Raw genomic sequence first — 587 nt, forward strand, 5'->3', positions numbered from 1 at the left:
AGACAAGGACAGCCTGCTGGCAGAAACAGGCCATACCCTCGGCCTCAAAGACATCAGTCTGGATATCGAAGGTGGCAAGACCTTCGTCATCATGGGGCTGTCCGGCTCCGGCAAATCCACGCTGATCCGCCACTTTAACCGTCTGATTGAACCCACTGCCGGTGACATCAGGGTGGACGGGCAAAGCGTGGTGGCAATGAACGATAAGGAGCTGCTGGAGTTTCGTCGCCACAAGATCAGCATGGTGTTCCAGCGTTTTGGTCTGCTGCCACATCGTAACGTGCTCGATAACGTGGCCTATGGCCTCAGGGTGCAGGGCGCAGACCCGGCGGAACGACAGCGTAAGGCACGTCACTGGATAGACGTGGTCGGGCTGGCAGGCTATGAAGCCGCCTATCCGGACGAACTGTCGGGGGGCATGCAGCAACGGGTCGGACTGGCTCGTGCACTCTGTACCGACCCCGACATCTTGCTGATGGATGAAGCCTTCAGTGCCCTCGATCCGCTGATCCGTCGCGAAATGCAGGATCAGCTCATCAGTCTGCAAAACAGCCTGCACAAGACCATCGTGTTTATCACCCATGATC

At 57.8% G+C, this 587-nt stretch carries 1 protein-coding gene; it reads left to right on the forward strand.

Translation table 11 applies throughout. The features are described from left to right. On the forward strand, positions 1-587 hold a 587-nt coding region (locus WH50_RS25965), incomplete at both ends, for an ATP-binding cassette domain-containing protein (RefSeq protein ID WP_116453734.1).

The organism is Pokkaliibacter plantistimulans, assembly GCF_003194385.1.
GTDB classification, from domain to species: domain Bacteria; phylum Pseudomonadota; class Gammaproteobacteria; order Pseudomonadales; family Balneatricaceae; genus Pokkaliibacter; species Pokkaliibacter plantistimulans.